This window comes from Corynebacterium sp. PCR 32 (assembly GCF_037464985.1).
Classification (GTDB): Bacteria; Actinomycetota; Actinomycetes; order Mycobacteriales; family Mycobacteriaceae; genus Corynebacterium; species Corynebacterium kroppenstedtii_D.
On the sequence record NZ_JBAHVL010000003.1, the window covers coordinates 126,986 to 141,697 of the forward strand.

Consider the following 14,712-nt stretch of genomic DNA (forward strand, 5'->3'; position numbering starts at 1 on the left):
GACACAGCACACACCCACCCCACCCAGCGCGCCATCAGCCACAACCTGCACATCGCGCGAGTAACACTATTCATGCTGCACCCGCTACCCACAGACATCACGCCGCAATATTATGCGCGTCGTAGCGTGAGAGTGCGCAATTCAATCACCGTGGAACACAACATCATGAGGAATGTGGAAATCACAGGGTTAATCAACGCCAACGCTCCACCCACCAGAGCAAAAGTGTTATATGCCCGTGAGAAATTCATATTTCCCTTACCAATACGCCGTACCTTCGTCGCGACGTTCACAGCATCGGGCACAGCACGCACATCATCACGAAGGATAACGACAGAAGCATCAGCAGTATCCAAGCAATCAGCGGCACCCACGAGAATGCCAACATCGGCCACAGCCAGGTCCTTCATTAAGTCACGATCACCCACCAACGCCACACTGTATCCCTGACGATGCATCGATCGGACCGCAGCCCCCTTACGCGATGGCGCGATACCGGCCAGTACCACACTCATACCCAAATTATCAGCCGATTTCTTCGCCACCGGATAGGTATCTCGAGAAAGCATCCCCGTTTCAATACCCATGTCTTCTAACTGATCAATAGCCTCAGCGGCGTCATCCTTGGTGGCATCAGTCACCGTGATAACACCACGGTTTTTGTTCTTCCACGACACCACCAACGGGGTTCCACCAGAAATCGCAGCCATGGCAAGGCGATCATCTTTCAACTCAGAGAGATCCCGCGGCCGCCACAGCGAAGCCCTCACCGAGCTCATCTCACCGCGAAGTGGAATGTCCACGGTACCCACAAATGATCCACCATCGGTGATGTCCGTCCCCGATACGTCAATCCAGTGTGGCACACTGCTTCCACCAGCACCCAGATCACGAGACTCGCGAGCAGCCTTCACCAGCGCGCGAGACACACCGTGTTCACTCTCCATCGCCAGCGCACCCGCCACACGAAGAATGAGATCACTATTCTCCCCCTCGGCAGCAGTAACTTTTTCGACTTTCATGTTTCCCGTGGTCAGCGTCCCGACACGATTGAAAAGGAGCATGTCACACTCCCCCAAGTTCCACATCACTTGCTCATCACGGAACAAGAGCCCACGACTGATGGCACGCGCAAGGCCCAAGCGTGACGCCAACGTCGTTGAGATCGCTAACGAAACAGGCCCCACCCCCGTCAACACCGCCAGGCTTGTCGCCAAGGCACCTGCTGGGTCCTTCATAATCAAGAACCATGTCAAAAAGCACATGATGGCCAGCACGATAGCCCATGGAACAAGGAGCGATGCTGACCGCGTCGCCGTGCGCGTCGCCATGTGTTCCGCATAGTCGCAGGCCTCCACCCAGCGATGCATCGCGGCCAGACGCGTCGTGTGCCCGGATCTGTTGACACGGATCTTAAGCGTATCTCCCATATTGCGACCACCAGCGTAAATATGGGAATTCACTTTGACAACAGTCCGTTTACTATGCCCCGACACTGGGCCCGGACTAATCAGTGACGACCCACCGACAACAATGCCATCAACAGGAATAATGTCGCCCGGCGCAACGAGAATATCCTCCCCGGGGTGAAGTTCTGCCGCACTGACAGATTGCTTCCGCGGCCCATGCACTGTTCGTCGGATGACGGTAACCATCGTTCCCGAATCGACATTATGAGTCGAGAGAAGCTCCATGCTATGAAGACGGTTACGCCGCGAGAGAAGGCGCCCTAAGAGAACCAAGGTGGTTGCCCCGCAGGCAACGTCAAAAAATACCTGAGGTTGATGCTGGAACACGAACCACTTAGGCGGTGAAGTCCAGTCACCATCGGGACACATGCAGACCACGGTGGCCACCGACCACACGTACGCCACGGCAATCGCAAGAGAGGTCGCGGAATCAAGCGCAGCCATTTTCCGACGAAGCCCCCCCACCGCAGCACGGTGGAAAGGCCACGCGCAATAAGTGACAACAGGCAAGGCAAGCCCAGCCGACATCCACTGCCACAACGGAAATTGAAGCTCGGGCACCAATGCCATAGCGATGACAGGGATAGACAATGCGACGGCCACCGCTAATCGCGCTTTGGTAATCAACGTTCGTGCCGTAAACAGCGCTTCCATGGTGTCCGGCTTGTCCAGACGGAATGGATGGCGAGACAAAAAAGATTCTGCATGCCGCCGAGAACGCCGCCGTGGCCGAGCTTTCCGCTCCCGCTCAGCTTCAGACTCAATCACCTGGCGATACACCGAGCCCACTTTTGTCGTCGCCCGCACACCACTTGCCCGCAGAACCGAGATGATGTGATCCACAGAAATCGATCCTGGCGCGGACACCCACGCAGTCGACGGATCACCATACACAATACGGACAGTAACGCCATCAACATCAGACAGAAGCTTTTCAATATCCCCGGCATGAACAGCATCGTCGAGACCATCCAGTTCCAACGTAAACGAATGGTATGTCGTCTCGTCATCGTCACCATCTAACACACCGGCGCGACGGCGTTGCACCCCGAGCTGGCGAGCGGCCTCGACCGCCGCCTGAATGGCTGTTTCCGATCTCTCCAAGGACTCTGGGTCCGCAGGAAGCAGACTACCGTCCGGTGCGCGCCGGGTCGTCCGCGGCGAATACTTCCCTGGGTAAGCGCTATAAGGGCGCCGGTACCGAGGAGGCTCCACGGTAGAGCCGCCCAGTGAACGGTCACCAGGTGATTTATCTACTGTCATAGCGAGTGATCTCCGAAATACGATCGCGCGAACGGCTGAACCATGCGCATCATCCCGATGGCCAGAAGAACAGCAACAACAGCGAGCACGAACCCGCCGACATAAATAATGAAAACCATGATACTAAGAGCAATTGAGGCAGCCGTCAACGCAACCATGGCGCCCACCGGGTACCGCCCAGTATGATCCGCCACTAGCCACGCTGTCGTCGTCACATGTCAACCACCCTTTCCCTCTCAACACGGAATGTAACCAACAACTGAGAGGCTTGCCCCCGAAATCAGATCACGGAACCTGCATAGGAAACCCCCTTTTTTTTGCTGCTATTGATGCATGGCATTGACGTAGCAGCCGTCTGCATAGACCGGGGATTAATCCCAGTACATGCCGCGATCTCTATACCTCGGTTAGGTGCTTCAGCGGTTACTACGCAGCCACCCTCGTCGAGTCACTTCCGGAGTTTGTCATCATGAAACCGTGGATACATGATCATGATCCCGAGGACTTTGGCAGGAAAATGCCCAATTCGGCGAGATGACCCGAGAATATTGTGCGGACTACCGAGCCGACGTCGCAGCTCAACGTGCCCGCAAAAACGTCAGCGGTAGCAGCGACTTACTTCCGTGAGGTCCGTGTGGTGTCGTCAGAGTCGTCTGACGGATCCTTGCCGTTGAGGTAGTCCGTGGCCGGCACCCTGGTAGAAAACCACACCCCCACCGCTGCAAGGACGGCTGAGATAATTGCCAGCGAGCCCGTTGCCCACACAAATGTGTCGGAGCCGTTATCTGGAACAGCGAAAACGCTGCCCACACCATTGATGATGAGGTACGCCGAACCCACAATCAAGATGAAGCGCGGCCATTTCTTACCCTTCACCAGCTCCTTTATCAACACCACGGCCAGCGCACTGACAGCAACGTAGAACAGAGCAATCACAATTCCACTTGCGGAAGCGATGGCGGAATTGCTGACATCCTCCGCCGACATACCGTAAGTTTCTTTAGCCTGCTCGATAGCACTATCCATCATTGATGGATCAACAATGAACTCGATCGCGGTCAGGATGCCAAGAACAGCTTGTAGTAGCGCGGTCCACATCCACGCCATTCGGGCGTCTTTGATGTCTTGCGGTGGTTCCTTCGAGTTTTTCTTATCCGAATTATGGGGTGGCGACGGCGGCCCCGTCACCGTGTGCGTCGGCATGGTGTAGCCGTGCTCGGAGCCAGCAGGTGAGGGCGTGTGCTCAGCACCAGGAGCACCACCGGGCACCCCACCAGGTTCCGGGGCAGGTGTGGGTGTGCCACCAGGCGCGGGAGCGTGTCCTGGGAGGGGGTTTCCGGCTGCGCCTGGTTCGCCTGGAGCCGGCTCGCCGAGCCTGGACGATCCTGGTTGTCCTTGTGGTGTCGGGGACGGGTGCGGTTGCTCAGGTGAAGCCATATGTTCCTCCAATACGGGGCGGGTTATTTATCCGTTAACCAGTGGGCTACTTCAGTGGCATAGTACGTGAAGATCATGTCCGCTCCTGCCCTGCGGATTGACGTTAACGCTTCCATGATGATGCGCTGGCGATCCACCCACCCGTTGCGCGCAGCGGCCTCAATCATGGAATATTCACCGCTAACCTGGTACGCAGCAACAGGGACGGATGACAAGTTCGCAACCTCACGGACAACGTCAAGATATGCCATGGCGGGCTTGACCATCACCATGTCAGCTCCCTCGTCGATATCGAGTTGCACTTCGAGCATGGACTCACGCCGGTTCGCGGGATCCTGCTGGTAGGCTTTGCGATCGCCATGAAGCGAGCACCCCACGGCATCACGGAAAGGGCCAAAGAAGGCAGAAGCGTACTTCGCCGAGTACGCCATGATGGAGACATCCTCATACCCCGCGTCATCAAGGCCACGCCGGATTTCAGCCACCTGGCCATCCATCATTCCCGACGGGCTGACAATATGCGCGCCTGCGTCAGCCTGGGATACCGCCATCTTCACATAAAGCGGCACTGTTGTGTCATTATCAACAACAACATTGCCATGCTTGTCCTCTGTAAGAACACCACAATGGCCGTGGTCGGTAAACTCGTCAAGGCACGTATCAGCCATGATGAGGATACTGTCGCCGAATTCTTCACGGATCGCCGCGATCCCCCGATTGAGGATGCCATCAGGGTTCCACGCCTCAGATCCACACGCATCTTTGCGCTCATCACGGGGCACACCAAACACGTCGACACACCGAATACCGGCATCACGCGCGTCACGGACAGCGTCAACCAAGGATGTGAGAGTGTGCTGGTATTGACCAGGCATCGACGCGATCTCCACCGGCTGGTCAATACCATCCCGAACGAACAACACCTGGATCAGCTGCGCGGGGTGGAGGCGGGTCTCCGCAACAAAATCCCTCATCGCCGCTGACGTCCGGAGACGCCGCGGGCGACGTCTCAGCCCCACCGAATCAGATGATGTGCGGCTAGCGTTCGCGCGAGAATTGTCCGTCTGTGGCATGCGCCCAGAGTACTACGCGCTACGCTTTTTTCTTCTTCCGCACTTTCCTCGGCGGAGGGAGCTGTCCAGCTGCACGCAATCCAGCCACGTGATCAGCCAGAGCATCGACAAGGTCAGGGACACCGGCTTCCTCAGGGACAACATCCACCCGCAAACCACATTCCTTCGCGGTTGCGGCAGCCATCGGCCCGATGCAGGCAATGATGGTGCGCTGATGAGGCTTTCCAGCAATGCCAACCAGGTTTTTCACAGTCGACGACGAAGTAAAACACACCGCGTCGAAGCCACCGGATTTAATCATGTGCCGGATCTCCGCACTCGGCGGCGCTGCGCGCACAGTGCGGTACGCGACCACGTCATCAACATCCCAGCCCAGATCAATGAGGCCATCCACCAACACATCAGTCGCAATGTCAGCGCGCGGAAGGAAAACCCTATTTACCGGGTCAATATCACCATCGTATGGCGGGAAGACGTCCACCAAACCAGACGCCGAGCGCGCATTCGCCGGCGGCATGATCTCCGGTTTGATGCCCAGATCAGTCACAGCCTTTGCTGTCTTCTTCCCCACTGTCGCAATGCTCACACCAGCGAACGCGCGGGCATCAAGACCAATCGCGGTTAACTTCTCCCACACGGCCTTCACCGCGTTCACCGACGTAAACACAATCCAATGGTAGCGGCCATCGACAAGCCCCTTAATCGCGCGCTCCATCTGAGCTGGGCTGCGGGGAGGCTCCACGGAAATGGTGGGCACTTCCCACGGAATCGCCCCATGCTGCGCCAGGCGAGTACTCATCGGCCCAGCCTGCGACTTCGCCCGCGGCACCAACACCGACCACCCATAGAGGGAACGATTCTCCCACCATGAATACTTATTGCGCGCGCCGACCTCGACACCAATCGTCACGACAAGGTGACCAGGCAAATCACCCTCACACGACGTTAGCGTTCCCAACGTCACATCATAGGTTTTCTGCAACCGCGTTGTCCCATTCACCGTGACCGTCGCCGGCGTCGTCTCCGGCAAGCCACGCTCCACCAAACGCGACTCAATCACAGGAAGATCCTGCGCCTCCGCTTGAAGAACCAGCGGCTGCGGCGCCTGCGCTAACCGATCCCACGTCGCAATATCATCACTGCCGGTGACATCCGTCTCAGTGAAACTCGACCCCACAGCAATACCCGCGAACGACGGAACCGTCGACGGAACCGACATGCCCGGAACAACCTGAAAATCACCATCATGAGCCGCCACAGCACTAATCTCAGCGAGCACAGAGGTATTACCCAACGGATTTCCCGCAACCAGGCGGATAACATCCGTACCCAATGCTGCCTGCGCCAACATCGCTTCCGCCGTAGCCTGAGGGGAACTCTCCGGGCTATGAATATTCGCAGCGGTCGGCGGTGGAGGAGGCGTCGGCCGCCTACGCGACCCCTTCGCCTTCGCTTCCTCAACAATCCGGGCAAACTCGTTGTCAGCCGCTTCTACCTTCTCCCGTGGAACAGGAACGTCGTGCCCCACAAGCTGACGAATAGATTCACCTACAGCATCATCCACCCACGCATCCGCGATGGAGGTCAGCACTTCTCTGGCGCGCACCGTTAAGAGGTCAGGGTTACCGGGGCCAGCACCGACGAACAGAATGCGCCCTGGAGTCGAGTTGGTCATGAAGATCCTTTAAAGCGGGGTCGAACCGCGGCTGATTTTGACTAAAAGAGAATAAATCCTACTACGTGCTCAAACCAAAACGACGACCCCCTCCACTATCACACAGTCGCCGTACACACAGGCCATACACCCGCCCAGGACGAGCGACACCTGGCCCCACACGCAGGGTCTACGCGGCGTAGGAAACCCCCACCACCCCGCACACCTCACATCAAATCCAACGCACCATGCGCGCGAAGATACTCAGCGGCGTCCCGACCCATCTCCACCGATGGTTCCCCTTCACCCGACCAGGTCACACGCCGAGACCCATCCAACCCGAATACTCCCGCACGGAACGTCGTCCCCGTCGCATAGGCACCCACCGGAGCCGTACACCCCGCATTCAACGTCGACAACACTGCACGCTCCGCATCCGCCCGCCGATGCGACAACTCATCATCGAGCACCGTTAACGCATACAATGCTTCCTCCGAACAGTGCTCCTGCCCCTCCGCAACAGCCTCCACGGCCAACGCGCCCTGCGCCGGCGCGGGCAACACGGTATCAACGTCCAACGTCTCCGTCGCCTCACCGGCACGCCCAATACGCTCCACACCAGCACGCGCCACAATCACCGCATCCAGGTCATCGTCCAGACGCCCAATACGCGTATCAACATTCCCGCGAATCGGCACCACCGTGCAATCCGGCCGCAACGCCCGCACCTGCGCCATACGTCGCGGAGCACCCGTTCCAATCATCGCACCAGACGGCAACTCCGCCAAAGGAACCCGACCACGCGAGAACACCACATCACGCGCATCCACACGCGGCGGCACAGCCACACGGAACCGCGGGTCAGGTGCCGTCGGTAGATCCTTAAACGAATGAACAGCCAACGCACACTCACCCGCGGCAAGTGCCGTGCGGAGCGTCTGCGTGAACACGCCCACACCGATTCGCGCAACAGGAGTCCCCGCACGCTGTGACGCATCACCAGGTGTGTGCACCGTGTACAATTCAGCGTCCACACCAGCGGCGATCAACGTGTCCCGGACATGACCAGCCTGAGTCAACGCGAGCGTCGAACCCCTGGTGCCAATACGAATCATGAACGCCCTTTCGTCACTTCCACATCATCCAATCCCATCAGCACTCCCACACGGGCCGGATCCTCCCGATCAGACAAAGCCATAGGAACAGCATAATTCGTTAATGACGAATCCGGCTGTGGTACCACCTGCTCAGAGCACCCACCCGCGGGCGAACACTCCACATCATCCAAACCAAACAACGCACGAATCGCATCCGAATATGTAATATCCGTGTGACCAGCTAACTTCTTCAACTGCACCGTTGGTGTATGCATAAGCTTATCCACCACACGCTTCATCGCCATGTGAACTTCCCGACGCTCCTTCTCACTGAGATCAGGGGTACGAGAATCCATACGCTCCAGCTCACGGCGCAAAATGTCGGTCCCGCGGCGGCGCAACGCCTTCACTGTCGGCACCACATCCTGGCTACGAATCCGCTCAACATACGCATGTAGCTCTTCAGCCACAATCGATCGGGCCAACGCCGCCGCATCATCAGAGACCACACTCGGCTGCACGCTCGACGGCAGCCCCAGGTTGTCCTTCACGATGCTGCTCTGCGCTTCCAGGGCAGCACGCCGCTCCTTCTGCATCGTGTCGATATTCACCACGGTGACGCCTTCACGAGGGGCGCACACCACATCACGAGGTAGCGACAAATCACAAATAACCAGGTGACTAGCCTCCGACGGGGTCACCATCATGTCAGCACCCCGGGAGGCTGCCCCCTCGGCTCGCTGTGCCCGCTGTGCTAAGGCGCGATCAAGCATCGGCGTATCCACTAACGGATCCAACGCACCGGTCGCGGTTACCACAATATCGGCGCGAGACATCTCCCCCGCCAAATCCGACAAATCCGTCGCAACTGCCGAGACCCCCACTTCACGGGCATGCGACGCCACATTGTCCGCACGCTCCAGCGTCCGATTCGCAATGGTCATCGATGCGCCCAACCGTCCAAGGTGCGTCGACGCTAACGACGCCATCGCACCAGCCCCCACCACCAACGCATGACGACCTTCGAGGTCATCCACATCCATCACGCCCAGGGCCTTGTCAACAGCAAACGACACCATCGATGGGCCTTCGGCGTCAATACTGGTCTCCGCATGAACACGCTTACCCGTTCGCAAGGCACGCCGCGCCAGCTCATGCAGACCATGCCCGATTGTGCCGTCGTCCGCGGCACTCGCATAGGCATCGCGAATCTGGCCGATGATCTGCTGCTCTCCCACCACCATCGAATCTAAACCAGCAGCAACACGCAACATGTGCTCCACTGCCGACTCGGCATAGCGCACATATAAATGAGGGAACAGATCCGAGACTGCCACACCGGAATAGCGGGAGATCGTATCCACCACATGCTCAACTGTCGGGTGGAAACCCTCACACCCCACGTAAAACTCAGTGCGGTTACACGTCGACACAATGAGCGCCTCAGAGATAAACGCCTCAGTGAGGAGATCCGCCGCGACCTTCGGACGATCCTCCGCACTCACCGCCGTCTGCTCCAACAGCGACACGGGCGCACACCGATACGACATTCCTACGAGCACAATGCTCACGAACGAACCTCCTCGCAGGGGATCCCCACTCTCACTGGCGTGGGTACCGGACTTTCTACCAGAACAGAAGCCGCGCCGACAGGGTCGTCATCCTCACGGCAAGCCCTGAACTAGTTGAGCACCCCACCCAGCTCACATAACAGGGCGAACGAGTAGCCTCGGGAGTGTCTACCAGCAGCTGCAACAACAGGGATAACACAGCTGATCCCACATATACGGTTTACTACCGTAACCGCTTTCACCTTGTCACGCCAAAGAAATGCGGACGAGCAGTGGACATCCTTGACCCAGGAAGGGGGTAGTAGAACGAAGGTGAAGGATTCTCCACAACAATGCAACTAGCCCCAGGTAAGGCAACACACATGTCGCTATGCGGTTGCTATTCAGCCCAGGCATCAAACAAGAAAACAGTCTGTCGCCATAAAATAGGAGTGCCAGCCAATAACACCATCCGCAGGACATCAACGCACCTGCGCGAAAGAGTCGCTCTCCAATACCCCTTGCGCGCCACCTGAAGGCTTTATAAGAAGCGGGGATGGTTGAGGGATAGGTGTGGGGAAATGCCGTAAGCAGTATACGGTTCCCCCTGGCTCCTAGGGCAGTCGGTCATCCCTACATCCACTTGACGAGGGCAGCACGTCGTCTCCTTCAATGTGGATGTCTCTACCCAACCTGCCCTTTGAGATCACCTTCGTTACTTCTGTGTTGACAGGTAGGAATACAGTGTGGTGCGTCCGATGCCTAGTCGTCGGGCGATTTCTGCTTTGGGGATGCCGCCACGTACCTAGCCGCGGGCTTGTGTGACGTGGTCGTCGGTAAGTAATCGAGGTGTGCCAGACCGGGAATTGGTTCGTCCCGAGACGTATCGGGCATTTATGCCGATTCGCTCCACGGTGAATTATCGCGGTCAGATGCTTCAGATTGGCTCGACACGTCCGAGCTTGTTTGGCCATCGGTGAAGTTCTCGGAATTGCCTGGGGTGACGGGATCGCGAAGTGTTTTCTGCCGAGCAGGTCACCAACCACATGGCTGATTATGTCGACCAAGTCAGCGACCAACTGGCTACACACTGCCCGGTGGACCCGGCAGGCCAAGACACCCAACTGCGTGACCAACTTGCAGCTATGACCGAGACTCGGTCGAACCATGCTGACCAGGAGAAGACCAGCTGGCAGCATACCGAAGACGATGCGGCTACCACTGCGTTGTCGGCTCAGGACGACCAGACAATCCGCCGTGGCTACACCCTCTAGCAGCAAGGACACACAATGGCGATACTGAACTGGTCCTCTGACCAATCCCGGGTCACACGGGCATGGGCGAGCCTGATGCTGGATGGTCATTGTTGATCATGTGAAGCACTCTGTACAAGGACTAAATGTAGTGCCAAACAATTCCACCCATACAGGAAACAGCTGCTGCGAGGCCAATTCGGCGTACAACAAACTTAACGGCACCTCTCCAGGTTGTTAGCTGAACAAGGACGTCTTCACCAAGCGCTTTCCATGTTGTTCCTCCCACAACACCTACACCTAGGCATGCACCAACTACTGCTTTGATTTCATCATGCACAGAGTAAGTGGTTATCATGCCAGAACCCTGGGAGGGCGATTGCTTCGTGTCCTCTAGTTTCTGAATGACGTTTCCGGTTTTGTCAATCGCGCCCGTAGTTCCGTCGTCATAATAGCGCAGAGCTACGGTAGAGTCCGGAAGTGTTTTCCTACCTGCTTTCGAAAGCCCTTCATTTGCTTTCCGAAGTTCATCTACAGACAGCGCTTCGCTCTTGCCTGCTCCGGTATTTTCTCCTAGAGAAACTGCTTTTGCCTTTCTCTCGAGTGGTTAGCAGATTGACATTCTTCAAACTCGGCGACGTTACGTTCTGCTTTGTCCAGAGAGTGCTCGGAGGGATGTTCGGTTTGAGCCATTGCCACACTCTGAGAGAAAAGAGAGACTGAGGCAATAGTCGCAGCCATCGTGAGAGTCAGAGCCTTGTTTTTAGTTGCCATTAGTTACTTTTCTTGGTTCGGGATATAGCAAATCGGGCCAAAGAGCTTATGACTAATGCGATGACCGACCCCGCAATGAGCGGAACCCATTGTCCAAAGCTGTCGTTGTGGATGCTCTCAGGTGTAACTCGGTAAAAAAGGAAAGTCAACAGAACGAGGGATACGACGAAGATTGCAGCAGAGACTAGTAAAAACGGCTTTTTCTCTTCGCTACAAGGTTTTCCCTCTTGTGACATGCCTAACCACTCGAAAATCACAAGAGTAACCTCCTTAGCTGTGTCGATGGTGGTGTGTTCGCAAAATCATGTAAATAGGAACCTTAGGTTGTGAGCAGTAGAAAGCTATTGCTATCCGGGCGTTCATCAAATGTGCACCTTGTTTAGTGAACATACACTCAGCAGCAGTGTTTGAGTCCTCATAGAAAAGCATCTCCAACTCGTCTTCCGCGGAGATATTCATCGGTTGACCGGTCTAAACATCTGACAGATCTACAGTCTTGGTTTTTCTGGAAGCTAACTCAATACCTGAACTGGCATCGTAGGCGGGGGCTTCTGACTCAGGAGCTTCGTCAGCCGATGCCAACGATGGAGAAGCTACCGCTACCGAGGTGGCCAGCGCAGCTGCACTCACTCATGCTAACGATTGACGTTTACGCATAGTTAATACTCTTTCTGTCTGCCTCACAGGAATGTAATTTCTTATCTGGCCAAAATCAGTGTAGAGGACCGAAATAGCCTTGTATACAGCTTTTCGAAATCTCCACTCATTCACCTATCGACTACCCCCATATTGATACGGTTAAAGGCGACATGAACACGACAAGTTCCGCTCCCAAAGGTGGGTCGAAGCGAGCACAGCTTGAGGATTTCGATCCCCAGGTTCTTCTGCGTCTGATGCAGGACAAGGGCGTGACGCGCGAAGCTTGGAGTGTCCTGCCACAACTGCCCGTCAGTGGGAGCAGCAGGCTCGCCGCGAACGACACGTCCAGCGCGCCAAGGAAGACATCATTGCTGAAAATGCGAGGCTACGGCGGGAAATCAGGAGCTGCGCGACACCAACGAGTTGATTAAGGCCGCTTCAGCCTTTTGTCGCGTCGGAACTCGACCCCCAACGTCGGAAATGATCCAGTTCATCGAGGACAACCGTGATCGTTTCCCCGTCGAGTTCATATGCCAGACGTTGGACGCCCTCCGTGCCGGCAGTTTTATCACCTCTCGTGGTTACCGGCAGTTCAAAGCCCGAGGAATCAGCGGTCGCGCTGTGCGTGATGCCGCTTTGATCGAGTGCGTCACGGAGATTCACCAACGCAATTACGGTGTCTACGGTATCTGCAAGATGTGGCACGCATTAAAGCGCGAGGGAGTCTGCATCGATCGTGAGCAAACCGCCCACCTTATGCTGCTGGTGGGGATTCGGGGCAAGGTCAAGGGACGATCGCCGGTGACCACTCGGAAAGCAAAGCAGGCCGAGGTTCTGATCTGGTCCAACGCAATTTCAGGGCAGACGGGCCGAACCGGTTGTGGGTTGCAGACATCACCTATGTTCGCACGGCTGGAGGGTTCGTTTACGTGGCTTTCGTCACGGATGTGTATTCCCGCAAGATCGTCGGCTGGGCGTTGTCGGACACGATGCGCCCCGAGGCACTGCCGTTGCAGGCGCTGAACCAGGCTATCGCGTCAGCTAGAAAACCCACTGTTCTCGTGCATCATTCCGACCAGGGTTCGCAGTATGTCAGCGTCGTCTACAACGACAGGCTTGCTAATGCGGGAATCGTCCCGTCAACGGAAACCGTCGGGGTCTCGTACGATAACGCGCTGGCGGAAAACGTCAACAATTCCTACAAAAATGAGCTGATCCACACCCGACGATGGGACAGCGTAGTCGACGTCGAGATCGCGACCTTTGAGTGGGTGTCATGGTGGAACGAGTCCAGGCTTCATGCCTCCCTCAGCTACAAAACTCCAGCCGACATCGAAGCATCATTTTGGGCTCAGGAGCCAACATCAGAGAAAATGGAAATACAGGGTAAACGCCTAGGAACACAACCCGGGGCAGTTCAAGATGGGTATACCACCGCTGCCATACTGTGGAGAGACAGCAGTATCGGCACGGTTGCGCAGTAACACCTCTACATGCTGAATATCCTCCAAGAAAGCCTTGGTCACATGGTTATTCCACACGTAGAGAGCTTCGGGATCCGAATGGAAGCTGTAGGTGCTCATCCTCTCAGAGGAAAACCACCTATCAAGTTCACTCCGTGCATTATCTTCGGATGTCATACGCGCCAGTGTTACATTGATAGTTGAAGGCTCTGGAGCGATCCCTGCATTTTAGATGCATATCACCGGGGTTATTGATTTCCCAAAAGAGCCCATCATTTCACTCTGGCTCTAAGAGCAGCGATCTCTAATCGCAATTCCCTGCGACATTGTGAACGCGTGGGGTGAGGCACCCATCTATCACCCGGCTAACCTACCTCCCCGATCAATACAGCTAGCCCGGGATTCTTATGTGGGGCGGGGACGCCGGTCGACGTACAAGCAGTGTGCCGCCGGCCCAGAACAGCGATTTTCCTGGACCCAACATATGGTCGCCGGCATGATGGGCTAAACCGGCCGGGTCGGCGTCATCATGCCCCACCGTGTGCTGTTCCGTGGTGGCAAGGAGGGTGAGATCCGGAGGTGTCTACTGGAGACCGTGATCGGCCTACCCCACGACCTGTGGTACTGTCCTTATACCAGGCAGTAAGGCCTGGTGAACTTTCCGTAAAATTTAAGCAGTACCAATGGGGGAGGCTCACATAGATAAAAGAATGTTTTTTGGATCTTTGTTTGCCATCTTATTGCTCAGTTTTCTAGGGCTCTTCCTATCTGGTATTTTCAGGGAACCTGTAACAAATGGCGTAATAGCGATAGCGATCATTGGCGTATTTGTTATTGCCATGATCGTCTGGATCCCTCTTCTCTATTTCATTAAAAAATATCAAGGGAAAAGAAAGCAGTAAGAATCAAAATAAAAGCTTAATGAACAATCCCTTAGCTATTGTTTGCGGCATATTTCTAACACAGCCAATGGTCACTGCTCAAGAGAATTTGCCCTCGCCAAAAAGTGATAAGTGTACATCTCATCCAGTAGCGGAGCA

15 protein-coding genes and 2 pseudogenes are annotated in these 14,712 nt (G+C 56.1%); 5 read left to right on the top strand and 12 right to left on the bottom strand.

The annotated features are described in order from the left end of the window. Positions 1-110: 110 nt before the first annotated feature. The 8 genes from V5S80_RS05690 to V5S80_RS05725 form a co-directional block, all read right to left on the bottom strand. On the bottom strand, positions 111-2,732 hold the full coding sequence (locus tag V5S80_RS05690; protein WP_395169798.1) for a heavy metal translocating P-type ATPase: 2,622 nt from the start codon (positions 2,730-2,732) through the stop codon (positions 111-113). Beyond that, a complete protein-coding gene (locus tag V5S80_RS05695) occupies positions 2,729-2,947 on the bottom strand; it encodes a hypothetical protein (RefSeq protein WP_395169799.1) in 219 nt (72 codons plus the stop codon). The genes V5S80_RS05690 and V5S80_RS05695 overlap by 4 nt, the downstream gene beginning before the upstream one ends. A gap of 400 nt (positions 2,948-3,347) precedes the next feature. Then, positions 3,348-4,169 (bottom strand): hypothetical protein, encoded by an 822-nt coding sequence (locus tag V5S80_RS05700; protein ID WP_395169800.1) that lies wholly within the window; start codon positions 4,167-4,169, stop codon positions 3,348-3,350. Between the two features lie 23 nt (positions 4,170-4,192). Continuing rightward, positions 4,193-5,242, bottom strand: a complete 1,050-nt coding sequence (hemB, locus tag V5S80_RS05705) for a porphobilinogen synthase (protein WP_395169801.1) — start codon at positions 5,240-5,242, stop codon at positions 4,193-4,195. 19 nt (positions 5,243-5,261) lie between these two features. After that, positions 5,262-6,917, bottom strand: coding sequence for a uroporphyrinogen-III synthase (locus tag V5S80_RS05710; protein ID WP_395169802.1), 1,656 nt, complete (start codon positions 6,915-6,917; stop codon positions 5,262-5,264). A gap of 206 nt (positions 6,918-7,123) precedes the next feature. Continuing rightward, positions 7,124-8,011, bottom strand: coding sequence for a hydroxymethylbilane synthase (gene hemC / locus V5S80_RS05715; RefSeq protein ID WP_395169803.1), 888 nt, complete (start codon positions 8,009-8,011; stop codon positions 7,124-7,126). Then, positions 8,008-9,564, bottom strand: a complete 1,557-nt coding sequence (locus V5S80_RS05720) for a glutamyl-tRNA reductase (RefSeq protein ID WP_395169804.1) — start codon at positions 9,562-9,564, stop codon at positions 8,008-8,010. Before V5S80_RS05720 ends, hemC begins: the two co-directional genes overlap by 4 nt. 694 nt (positions 9,565-10,258) lie before the next feature. Then, complete coding sequence (locus tag V5S80_RS05725; RefSeq protein WP_395169891.1) at positions 10,259-10,336, bottom strand: helix-turn-helix domain-containing protein; 78 nt, start codon at positions 10,334-10,336, stop codon at positions 10,259-10,261. A gap of 253 nt (positions 10,337-10,589) precedes the next feature. Between V5S80_RS05725 and V5S80_RS05730 the strand changes: the two genes are divergently transcribed. Then, a complete protein-coding gene (locus V5S80_RS05730) occupies positions 10,590-10,817 on the top strand; it encodes a hypothetical protein (RefSeq protein ID WP_395169805.1) in 228 nt (75 codons plus the stop codon). Between the two features lie 121 nt (positions 10,818-10,938). Here the strand turns inward: V5S80_RS05730 and V5S80_RS05735 are convergent, their stop codons facing one another. The 3 genes from V5S80_RS05735 to V5S80_RS05745 all read right to left on the bottom strand — a co-directional run bounded on the left by V5S80_RS05735 (position 10,939) and on the right by V5S80_RS05745 (position 12,200). Beyond that, positions 10,939-11,154 carry a hypothetical protein gene (locus V5S80_RS05735; protein WP_395169806.1) on the bottom strand — a complete coding sequence of 72 codons (216 nt, stop codon included), beginning with the start codon at positions 11,152-11,154 and terminating at the stop codon, positions 10,939-10,941. 215 nt (positions 11,155-11,369) lie between these two features. Beyond that, positions 11,370-11,570, bottom strand: coding sequence for a hypothetical protein (locus V5S80_RS05740; RefSeq protein ID WP_395169807.1), 201 nt, complete (start codon positions 11,568-11,570; stop codon positions 11,370-11,372). Between the two features lie 471 nt (positions 11,571-12,041). Then, positions 12,042-12,200: a hypothetical protein gene (locus tag V5S80_RS05745; RefSeq protein ID WP_395169808.1), complete on the bottom strand. Its 159-nt coding sequence runs from the start codon at positions 12,198-12,200 to the stop codon at positions 12,042-12,044. Between the two features lie 179 nt (positions 12,201-12,379). Between V5S80_RS05745 and V5S80_RS05750 the strand changes: the two genes are divergently transcribed. Then, on the top strand, positions 12,380-12,640 hold the full coding sequence (locus V5S80_RS05750) for a hypothetical protein (RefSeq protein WP_395169809.1): 261 nt from the start codon (positions 12,380-12,382) through the stop codon (positions 12,638-12,640). 7 nt (positions 12,641-12,647) lie between these two features. On the opposite strand, the gene V5S80_RS05755 is transcribed toward V5S80_RS05750, so the two are convergent. Continuing rightward, positions 12,648-12,914, bottom strand: coding sequence for a hypothetical protein (locus V5S80_RS05755; protein WP_395169897.1), 267 nt, complete (start codon positions 12,912-12,914; stop codon positions 12,648-12,650). Between V5S80_RS05755 and V5S80_RS05760 the strand changes: the two are divergent. From V5S80_RS05760 to V5S80_RS05770, 3 genes and pseudogenes are all read left to right on the top strand, one after another. Then, a pseudogene (locus V5S80_RS05760) lies at positions 12,897-12,944 on the top strand (hypothetical protein); the annotation flags it as partial. The gene V5S80_RS05755 and the pseudogene V5S80_RS05760 sit on opposite strands and share 18 nt — an antisense overlap. Before the next feature lie 104 nt (positions 12,945-13,048). Beyond that, on the top strand, positions 13,049-13,693 hold the full coding sequence (locus V5S80_RS05765) for an IS3 family transposase (protein WP_395169892.1): 645 nt from the start codon (positions 13,049-13,051) through the stop codon (positions 13,691-13,693). Between the two features lie 499 nt (positions 13,694-14,192). After that, positions 14,193-14,318 (top strand): annotated as a pseudogene (locus tag V5S80_RS05770) (N-6 DNA methylase); the annotation flags it as partial. Positions 14,319-14,712 lie beyond the last annotated feature (394 nt).

Bases quoted from the DNA above. Each gene is read 5' to 3' on its own strand.
- V5S80_RS05690 (WP_395169798.1), bottom strand. From the start codon at position 2,732: ATGACAGTAGATAAATCACCTGGTGACCGTTCACTGGGCGGCTCTACC.
- V5S80_RS05700 (WP_395169800.1), bottom strand. From the start codon at position 4,169: ATGGCTTCACCTGAGCAACCGCACCCGTCCCCGACACCACAAGGACAA.
- hemB (WP_395169801.1), bottom strand. From the start codon at position 5,242: ATGCCACAGACGGACAATTCTCGCGCGAACGCTAGCCGCACATCATCT.
- V5S80_RS05710 (WP_395169802.1), bottom strand. From the start codon at position 6,917: ATGACCAACTCGACTCCAGGGCGCATTCTGTTCGTCGGTGCTGGCCCC.
- hemC (WP_395169803.1), bottom strand. From the start codon at position 8,011: ATGATTCGTATTGGCACCAGGGGTTCGACGCTCGCGTTGACTCAGGCT.
- V5S80_RS05730 (WP_395169805.1), top strand. From the start codon at position 10,590: ATGGCTGATTATGTCGACCAAGTCAGCGACCAACTGGCTACACACTGC.
- V5S80_RS05735 (WP_395169806.1), bottom strand. From the start codon at position 11,154: ATGATAACCACTTACTCTGTGCATGATGAAATCAAAGCAGTAGTTGGT.
- V5S80_RS05740 (WP_395169807.1), bottom strand. From the start codon at position 11,570: ATGGCAACTAAAAACAAGGCTCTGACTCTCACGATGGCTGCGACTATT.
- V5S80_RS05750 (WP_395169809.1), top strand. From the start codon at position 12,380: ATGAACACGACAAGTTCCGCTCCCAAAGGTGGGTCGAAGCGAGCACAG.